Source organism: Thermococcus sp. 101 C5 (assembly GCF_009372125.1).
Taxonomy (GTDB): Archaea; Methanobacteriota_B; Thermococci; order Thermococcales; family Thermococcaceae; genus Thermococcus_A; species Thermococcus_A bergensis.
In genome coordinates this window covers 1-1,446 of sequence record NZ_WHIZ01000116.1, presented here as the reverse complement: position 1 = coordinate 1,446, position 1,446 = coordinate 1, and the positions used below count along the sequence as shown (strand labels likewise).

At 44.3% G+C, this 1,446-nt stretch carries 2 protein-coding genes; both read left to right on the top strand.

Translation table 11 applies throughout. The annotated features are described in order from the left end of the window. Positions 1–152: 152 nt before the first annotated feature. The gene (locus GBV73_RS11035) at positions 153–662 is read left to right on the top strand and encodes an Hsp20/alpha crystallin family protein (protein ID WP_152881341.1); all 510 of its coding nucleotides are present in this window, start codon (positions 153–155) and stop codon (positions 660–662) included. A gap of 78 nt (positions 663–740) precedes the next feature. Continuing rightward, a partial coding sequence (locus tag GBV73_RS11030; RefSeq protein WP_152881339.1) for an AAA family ATPase occupies positions 741–1,446 on the top strand: 706 nt, incomplete at its 3' end.

Here is a 1,446-nt window from a genome sequence, read left to right as displayed (position 1 = left end):
GTAATGTGTTATGGTCTGAAAATCCTCCTCAGAGTCAAATACTGTTTAAATAACAGGGGGTGAAACTAAACACGCCCACTAAAATCGAAAAGTTTATAAAGGGTTATTATTTTAATAACTATTGGTAACCAAATGTGGGGGAGGTGAGAGAGATGGTCAGAAGATGGTGGAGGAGAGACATGTGGGACCCCTTCGACATAATGAGAGAGATTCAGGAGGAGATTGACGAGATATTCGACGAATTCTTCAGGGGTCCCAGACTCTGGAGCTACAGAAGATTCGGCGAGCCAAGAGAAGAGTTTGAAGTGAGAACTGAGGGAATCTGGAGAGAGCCATTTGTTGACATCTTTGACACCGGTGAGGAGTTCGTTATTACCGCTGAACTTCCAGGAGTCAGAAAGGAGGACATTAAGGTAAGAGTAACCAGCGATACAGTTTACATCGAAGCCCAGGTCAAGAGAGAGCAGGAGCTTGAAAAAGAGGGAGCAGTGAGAATAGAGAGATACTACAGCGGCTACAGGAGAGTCATAAGATTACCAGAGGAGGTTATCCCAGAGAAGGCAAAAGCCTCTTACAACAACGGTGTCCTTGAAATAAGGATTCCTAAGAAGAATCCAACAAAGAAAGAGGAAAAAGAAGGATTTGAGGTTAAGATTGAGTGATCCTTTTGTTGTTTTTTGAATTATTTTGCTTAAATAAGCGGTATCACGATCATCCGCAAAAATATGGAGGTGGTGTAAATGGCGGAGAAAAAGGAGATTAGGCTTAAAGTTGCTTCCGCTTACCAAAGAGATGTTGGTAGGGGAATTGTTAGGATTGACAGGAATGCAATGAGAAAAATTGGCGTTCAACCAGGTGACATAGTGGAAATCATTGGTACCAAAAACACAGCCGCAGTGGTTTGGCCTGCTTATCCAGAGGATGAGGGGCTTGACATAATTAGAATGGATGGTACAATAAGAAAGAACGCTGGTGTTGGCCTTGGAGACGAGGTAACCATAAGAAAGGCAGAAGTCAAAGAAGCGCAGAAAGTTGTTTTGGCTCCTACAGAGCCTATCAGGTTTGGCCAGGACTTTGTTGACTGGTTACACTCAAGGTTAGTCGGGAGACCAGTGGTTAGAGGAGACTACATTAGAATTGGCGTTCTTGGACAAGAGCTTACTTTCGTTGTCACGGCAACTACACCTTCAGGAGTAGTGCAAATAACGGAGTTTACCGAGTTCACGATCTCAGAGAAACCTGTAAAGGAAGTTGCAAAGGCGCCAGCCCTAGGAGTTACCTATGAGGACATCGGTGGTCTCAAGGACGTTATACAAAAGATCAGAGAGATGATTGAGCTTCCACTCAAGCACCCGGAGATCTTTGAAAAGCTTGGTATTGAGCCGCCTAAGGGTGTTTTGTTGTATGGTCCTCCGGGTACTGGTAAGACTCTCTTGGCTAAGGCTG

Coding starts and splice junctions, on each gene's coding strand:
- GBV73_RS11035 (WP_152881341.1), top strand. CDS start 153: ATGGTCAGAAGATGGTGGAGGAGAGACATGTGGGACCCCTTCGACATA.